We start from the raw sequence: 6,870 nt of genomic DNA, 5'->3' as shown, positions 1-6,870 counted from the left end.
GAGGGACGGTTGAAACATGGGTCAATTCTCAATGGAAATATCAGGCTGCCCCGGGTCAGCTCTCAGTGGAAATCAACAGCCATCGTTTGATCTGCATAAAAGCAGACATCGCTTGGCCCCTCACGTCGCCACTATTTGCGACGTTCAACGGCGACGACCAAACAGGTCTGCGATTGCGTATCCGTCCGTATTCGAAAATGCCGCCTCATGTAATGGTCGAGTCCGCGAGCCACAGCGCTTTGCCGGATGGGATCATGCGCGCAAAAGAAAGCGAGCACTATCCGCGTCTGTCACGACTGCGGTTGCGAGCCGTGCGTTGAGCACAGCAAGAAGGATTGCATGCTTATGGGGGCCACCCGATGCGATGATGCGAAAAGGGATGGCGCGATAGGACTCAAGGTTGGGGGAAATCACCTGGCGGTTCAGCGGGTGATCGACCGGGCAACCCTGGGCATCGAGGTACCGTCCCAGGAGATCGCCCACGGCGCCGGCGGCCACGAGTTCCCTGATGTCAGTCTGTGCTGGAAGACCATAGCGTACCTGCAACGACCTGCCGGTCACGTCACCGACGCTCAAAAAGGAAACATCGACAGCCGTCGCCTCGCGCAGGAATTCCTGGAAAACCGGCTGGGCCATGATCTGGGTGTGTGCCTTCTCGCTGCCCGCATAGATCGGCGCAGCGAAATAGTGACACTTTGCGCTTAGCACCTTCGCGAAGCTGTGGACGATCTCGAAGGTATTGATCTCCGAGCCGCGGGTCAGGCCACCCATCAATGATCGAATGCGCATCTCCGGCTCGCTCGTTGCTGTCATATGATGCACCGTCTCGCGTAACGTGGCGCCCCAGCCGACGCCGATCGAGCTGGGCCTGCGGCTCTGGATCAGCCGATCGAGGTACCCGCCAGCGGCCCGGCCAATGACGGCATGCATGTGATCCGGATCCAAAGGCGTCGGCGCCACGACCGCATGTTCTAAATGAAAACGGCGGCATAGCCGCGCCTCCAACTCGATGTTCTCCGCGAGCGAGGAGTTGAAACTGATGCGCACGACTCCTTTCTCCATCGCCTCGCCCAGCAGCTCATTCACCCGCCGCCGCGTGAGGTTCATGCGCTCGCCAATCTGCGCCTGGGTAAGCCCCTCAACGTGATACAGCCACGCCGCCCGCACCATCAGTTCCTGACTTTCCACGCTTCGCTCCGATCAAATGTCACACTGGCGTAACATGTGTAACCTACGAACGCTGCATCAACCACCGAGGCTAATGGCACATGTCCACAAGCAGATCGGAAGAGCAATTCGATGCCGGTGCGTCTGCCTTGTCGGAAGCATCACGTCGGGTGTGAACAAACAGTGGAACGGAATGACTGTAGAGCTTCTCATATTCGATTGCGATGGCGTGCTGATCGACAGTGAGCCGGTCGCGACCGCCATCTTGTGGAAGGCGCTCAACGATGCCGGCGTCTTAATTTCTCGGCCGGAGGTGCATCGTCGCTTCACCGGCTATTCCGAGATCGACGCGCACCGAATCTGTATCGAGGAACTGGGCCTGGCAGAACCCGCATCCGTCTTTGCCGGTCTTCGAACTGCTCTGTATCCGGAGTTCGCGCGCTCGCTTTCTCCGATGACAGGCATGCCTGCCCTCGTCCGATCCTTGTCGGTTCCAAAATGCGTCGCTTCGAACAGCGGTATTGAGCGCCTGCAAAACAGCCTCGGCCTCCTCGATCTGTGGCACGACTTCGCACCGCATATCTTCAGTGCCGAAATGGTCGAGGCGCCGAAGCCCGCTCCGGATCTCTTCCTGCATTGTGCCCGTGAGTTTGGCATCGATCCGAGCCGCTGCCTCGTCATCGACGACAGCGCCCACGGCATTATCGGTGCCGTGGCGGCCGGCATGCGCGCAATCGGCTTCGTCGATCCCGCTGATCCGCGTCCGAACCGGCCAGGTGTATTGGCTGAGGCCGGGGCGGTCACAGTCGCGACAGGTGCCTTCGAACTCCAGAAAGCCCTCGAGGGGCTTCTCCCTTCCGCTGTGTCTTCGCAGTTCGGTCCGACGCTTGCGGTGCCGGCCTGACCATTGCGCGTCGCGGCCTCCGCGGCACGTCATCGAAAATTCACTAGCCCATTAACAAACCGACATTCGAGAAGCGCAGGAGAACTCGCATCTCGAATATCCAACCCAGGAGGTTATCGATGCTTTCCATTAATCGACGCGGCGCGCTCGGCCTTATCGGGGCCGCCACCGGCAGCCTTATCCTTCCGCGCATGACCTTCGCGCAGGGCAAGCGCCCCTCGGTGACCATAGCGGTGCAGAAGATCACCAACAACAATACGCTCTGCGTCTGGAACGAGCAGTCCAATGTTGGGGAGCGGGTCTTCTTCCCGAACCTCTGGGAAGGTTTGATCAACCGTGACTGGATGGGGAACCAAGGCCCCGTCGCCGGCCTTGCGACCGAATGGAAGCGCATCGATGACAAGACGCTCGAGCTGAAGCTGCGCCAGGGCGTCAAGTTCCACAATGGCGACGAGTTGACGGCCGAAGATGTCGTCTTCTCCTTCTCCAAGGAGCGTGTGTTTGGTGAGACTGAGCCGAAGGGCGGCAAGACGATTTTCGCCGATGACCACAAGCCGACGACCGCCAAGGAACTGCCCGCTTCCGTCCCTGGCATCGGTCGCCGTCTGTGGCCGGCGCTCGCCGGCGTCGAGGCTGTCGACAAATACACAGTCCGCTTCCACAACACGACGCCCGACGTCACGCTCGAAGGCCGTCTCTACGCCTATGGTAGCCAGATCGCCAACCGTCGCGCCTGGGACGAGGCTGCCTCCTACACCGAGTGGGCGCGCAAGCCGATCACCACGGGCCCCTACATGGTCGCCGAATACAAGCCGGACGTCTCGCTGACGCTCGTCGCCTTCGATGAATACTGGGGCGGCCGCCCACCGCTCGAAGAAATCCGCTTTGTCGAGGTCCCGGAAGTCGCCTCGCGCGTCAACGGCCTGTTGTCGGGCGAATATGACTTCGCCTGCGACCTGCCGCCGGACCAGATCGCGTCCGTCCAGTCCGCATCGGGCTTCGAGGTTCAGGGCTCGACAATCCTCAACCATCGCATTTCCGTGTTCAATACGCAGAACCCCGTGCTTGCCGATCCGCTGGTGCGCCGCGCTATGACCCACGCGATCGATCGTCAGGCGATCGTCGAGGCGCTGTGGGGCGGCCAGACCGTCATTCCCGCCGGCCTGCAGTTCGACATCTTCAAGACGACGGATATGTTCATCGATGGCTGGCAGGTGCCGGAATACAATCCGCAACTCGCCCAAGACCTTTTGAAGCAGGCCAACTACAAGGGCGATGCGATCCCCTTCCGCCTGCTCAATAATTACTACACCAACCAGACCGCTAACGGCCAAATCATGGTCGAAATGTGGAAGCAGGTAGGCCTCAACGTCGAGATCCAGATGAAGGAGAACTGGGCGCAGATCCACGATCCGGAAGGCGTAAAGGGCGTGCGCGATTGGTCGGCCTCGGCAAATATCAATGATCCGGTGACGCCGATGGTCACGCAGTTCGGTCCGAACGGCGAGATGCAGCAGAAGAAGGACTGGACCAACGCCGAGATGAACGAGTTGTCGGTTGTGCTGGAGACTTCCACTGACCGGGCGCTGCGCAAGAAGGCCTATGCCCGCATGCTGGAAATCTGCGAGCGCGAAGACCCGGCCTACCAGGTCCTGCACCAGAATGCCGTCTTCACCGGTATGAAGTCCTCGCTCAAGTGGAAGGCAGCACCCGCCTTCGCCATGGACTTCCGCTCCAACAACTGGACCATGTAACGGTCTCGTTTTTGTCCGGCGGGTGATAAGCTCGCCGGACTTCCCTTCCAAAAAACCGTGGCGGCCAGGCCCAGCCTGGCGTGCGATCAGGCCTTGAAGAAGGAGAACGCAATGTCCAACCATCTCGTCGAGATCTGCGACCTGAAGGTCGCCTTCGATGGCGTCCAGGTGCTGCACGGCATCGATCTGGCGGTCGGCCGTGGAGAGGCACTCGGCCTTGTCGGTGAATCCGGCTGCGGCAAATCCGTTACATGGTTGGCGGCGCTGGGACTCCTGCCCGGCAGGGCGACAGTATCCGGTTCCGTCCGCATTGAGGGACAGGAATTGTGCGGGACGCCGCGCCAGGCGCTCGAGAACGTCCGCGGCGGGCGCATCGCGATGATCTCCCAGGACCCGTCGAGCTCGCTCAATCCGGTCATCCGCATCGGCCGGCAGATCACCGAGGCACTCACGCTTCATCGCGGCCTCCGAGGAGAAACTGCGAGGGCAGAGGCACTCCGGGTCATGGACATGGTCGGCATTCCAGATGCCCGCCGCCGCTTCGATCTTTATCCCCACGAGTTTTCCGGGGGCCAGTGCCAGCGGCTGATGATTGCCATGGCGCTCGCCGGCGAGCCCGACCTGCTGATTGCCGACGAGCCTACGACCGCGCTCGACGCCACCATCCAGGCGCAGATCCTCGACCTGCTCATCCAGCTCCGCGCCGAGACCGGGATGGCCACCGTCTTCATAAGCCACGACCTCGGCGCCGTTTCGCAGGTCTGCGAGCGGGTTTGCGTCATGTATGCCGGCCGCATCGTTGAACAAGGCACGATCGCGCAGCTCTTCTCGGAGCCCCGGCACCCGTATACCCGCGGCCTCTTCGATGCGATTCCGCGCCTCGATGGTCCGCGCGACCGGTTGATCCCGATCCCGGGCACGGTGCCCAATCCGAAGCATCTGACTGCCGGCTGCGCCTTTGCGCCCCGCTGTGCCCATGCGGCGGCCACCTGCGATTTTCAACGGCCGGCTCTAGACCTGCTTGATGACGGGCGGCACCTGGCATGCTTCAATCCTGTGCCTTTTGCCAAGACTGTGCCTGTCCGCCAGAAAATGTTGGAGGGTGTTTAGGTGGCCGCTCCGCTCATTGAGGCCGAGGGACTGACACGTGTCTACGAGATGCGGCGGGGGCTCTTCGGCAAAGTCACCCCTGTGCGAGCCGTGGACGGCGTGTCGCTCAAGGTGCTGCCGGGAGAAAGCCTCGGCATCGTCGGCGAATCCGGGTCGGGCAAGTCGACACTTGGCCGTATGCTGCTCGGCATCGATCCTGCGCAGACCGGAACGGTGACCTTCGAGGGCGAGCAAATGCCAGCACTCGGGACCGCTGAATGGCGTGCGCTGCGGGCAAAGATGCAGCTTGTCTACCAGGATCCGCTGGCCGCGCTCGACCGGCGGCTCACGATTGCGGCCCAGATCCGCGAGCCGCTGGACATCCATGATGTTCTGGCCAGGGAAGAGCGGATGGCGCGCGTTGAGGCGCTGATGACCGCCGTTGGTCTTCGTTCCGACCAGGCCGACCGATATCCGCATGAATTGTCCGGCGGACAACGACAGAGAGCCGTGATCGCCCGGGCGCTTGCTACCCGTCCCAAGCTGCTCGTCTGCGACGAGCCGGTCTCCGCGCTCGACGTCTCGATCCAGGCGCAGGTGGTCAACATGCTGCGTGACCTGCAGGAGGACAACGGCATCGCCATGGTCTTCATCAGCCACGACCTGAAGGTCGTGCGCAATATCGCCGACCGCGTCGCGGTCATGTATCTGGGCCGGATTGTGGAGGAGGCGTCCTCTGACGTGATCTTCGCTTCGCCACGTCATCCTTATACTCAGGCGCTCGTCTCCAGCGTGCCGGTTCCGGGGCGGCCGTTAAAAGGTCGGATGATCCTTCAAGGCGAGCCGCCAAACCCTGCAAGCCGGCCCTCCGGCTGTGCCTTCCATCCCCGCTGTCCACTGGCGACCGCGCTTTGCCGCAACGTAGTGCCGGAGCTTCGGACCCTTGGCGACGGGCGCACTGCTGCTTGTCACCTCGTTGAAGGCGCGAATGCGCCGATTGCCGCCTGAGGAGACGTCTGTGATCCGCTTCGTCCTCATCCGCCTGCTGCGTGCCTTCGTCACCATCCTCGCCGTAGTGACCTTCGCCTTCATCGTGCTGCGCATGTCGGGCGATCCGGCGCAGGTCATGCTCGGACCCGACGTGCCGCAGGAGGCAGTCGACGCCTTCCGACGCGCCTGGGGTCTCGATCAGCCACTGTGGGTTCAGTACTTCGCCTACATCCACTCGATCTTCACCGGCGATTTCGGCGTGTCCATGCGGGACAAGGCCTCCGCCTTGCGACTGGTACTGGAACGTATTCCGGCGACACTCCAGCTGACGATCCCGGCCCTGCTGCTGAAGCTCTTTATCGGCATTCCCGCCGGGGTCTATGCCGCACTTCACCGTCAGAGCGCGATCGACAGAGGCGTTATCCTTCTCGCTATCCTCGGCTTCACCATCCCGTCCTTTGTCATGGGTCTTCTGCTGGTGCTGATCTTCTCGGTAAGCCTCGGTCTGCTTCCCTCCGGTGGACAGGACACCTGGCTCCATGGCCTGCTTCCGACGATCACCATGAGCATCGGCGGTATCGGCATCCTAGCCCGGTTCTCGCGCAGCGCGATGATCGAGGTGATGGGTCAGCCCTATATCCGCACGGCGTCGGCGAAAGGCGTTAAGTGGTCGGACGTCGTATGGAACCACGCTCTCCCCAATGCTGCAGTTCCGATCATCACCATTGTCGGCTTCATGGTCGGGTCACTGATCGCCGGCGCCGTGGTGGTGGAATCGATCTTCTCCTGGCCCGGCATTGGCCGTTTGTTGGTGGTGTCCGTCAGCAACCGGGACCTCGCCGTCGTCCAGTGCATCCTCCTGATGATCGCCGCCACTATGGTGATATCGAACCTGATCGTCGACCTCTTCTATGGCTGGCTGGATCCTCGCCTCCGTCACCAGAACGCTCATTAGGAAGACACGGT

6 protein-coding genes are annotated in these 6,870 nt (G+C 61.7%); 5 read left to right on the top strand and 1 reads right to left on the bottom strand.

Annotated features, from left to right (window positions below; translation table 11 throughout):
* Window positions 1–252 precede the first annotated feature (252 nt).
* Entirely contained in the window at window positions 253–1,188 is a 936-nt protein-coding gene (locus tag FN060_RS18440) for a sugar-binding transcriptional regulator (RefSeq protein ID WP_142589430.1), read from the bottom strand.
* Between the two features lie 172 nt (window positions 1,189–1,360).
* Between FN060_RS18440 and FN060_RS18435 the strand changes: the two genes are divergently transcribed.
* From FN060_RS18435 to FN060_RS18415, 5 genes are all read left to right on the top strand, one after another.
* Window positions 1,361–2,071, top strand: coding sequence for an HAD family hydrolase (locus tag FN060_RS18435; protein ID WP_142589428.1), 711 nt, complete (start codon window positions 1,361–1,363; stop codon window positions 2,069–2,071).
* Window positions 2,072–2,190: 119 nt separating this feature from the next.
* Window positions 2,191–3,825, top strand: coding sequence for an ABC transporter substrate-binding protein (locus tag FN060_RS18430; protein WP_142589426.1), 1,635 nt, complete (start codon window positions 2,191–2,193; stop codon window positions 3,823–3,825).
* Window positions 3,826–3,936: 111 nt separating this feature from the next.
* Window positions 3,937–4,935: an ABC transporter ATP-binding protein gene (locus FN060_RS18425; protein WP_142589424.1), complete on the top strand. Its 999-nt coding sequence runs from the start codon at window positions 3,937–3,939 to the stop codon at window positions 4,933–4,935.
* 48 nt (window positions 4,936–4,983) lie between these two features.
* On the top strand, window positions 4,984–5,922 hold the full coding sequence (locus FN060_RS18420) for an ABC transporter ATP-binding protein (RefSeq protein ID WP_142589582.1): 939 nt from the start codon (window positions 4,984–4,986) through the stop codon (window positions 5,920–5,922).
* 10 nt (window positions 5,923–5,932) lie between these two features.
* Complete coding sequence (locus tag FN060_RS18415) at window positions 5,933–6,859, top strand: ABC transporter permease (RefSeq protein ID WP_077548212.1); 927 nt, start codon at window positions 5,933–5,935, stop codon at window positions 6,857–6,859.
* The last annotated feature ends 11 nt before the right edge of the window (window positions 6,860–6,870 follow it).

Origin of the sequence: Pseudorhizobium halotolerans, from assembly GCF_902153235.2 — a bacterium.
In the GTDB taxonomy this organism is placed as follows: Bacteria; Pseudomonadota; Alphaproteobacteria; order Rhizobiales; family Rhizobiaceae; genus Neorhizobium; species Neorhizobium flavum.
Note: the sequence above shows the minus strand (reverse complement) of the source record. Positions and strands in the feature narration are given on the sequence as shown.

Excerpts from the sequence above, each read along its gene's own strand:
- FN060_RS18435 (WP_142589428.1), top strand. The coding sequence starts at position 1,361 with ATGACTGTAGAGCTTCTCATATTCGATTGCGATGGCGTGCTGATCGAC.
- FN060_RS18430 (WP_142589426.1), top strand. The coding sequence starts at position 2,191 with ATGCTTTCCATTAATCGACGCGGCGCGCTCGGCCTTATCGGGGCCGCC.
- FN060_RS18425 (WP_142589424.1), top strand. The coding sequence starts at position 3,937 with ATGTCCAACCATCTCGTCGAGATCTGCGACCTGAAGGTCGCCTTCGAT.
- FN060_RS18420 (WP_142589582.1), top strand. The coding sequence starts at position 4,984 with ATGCGGCGGGGGCTCTTCGGCAAAGTCACCCCTGTGCGAGCCGTGGAC.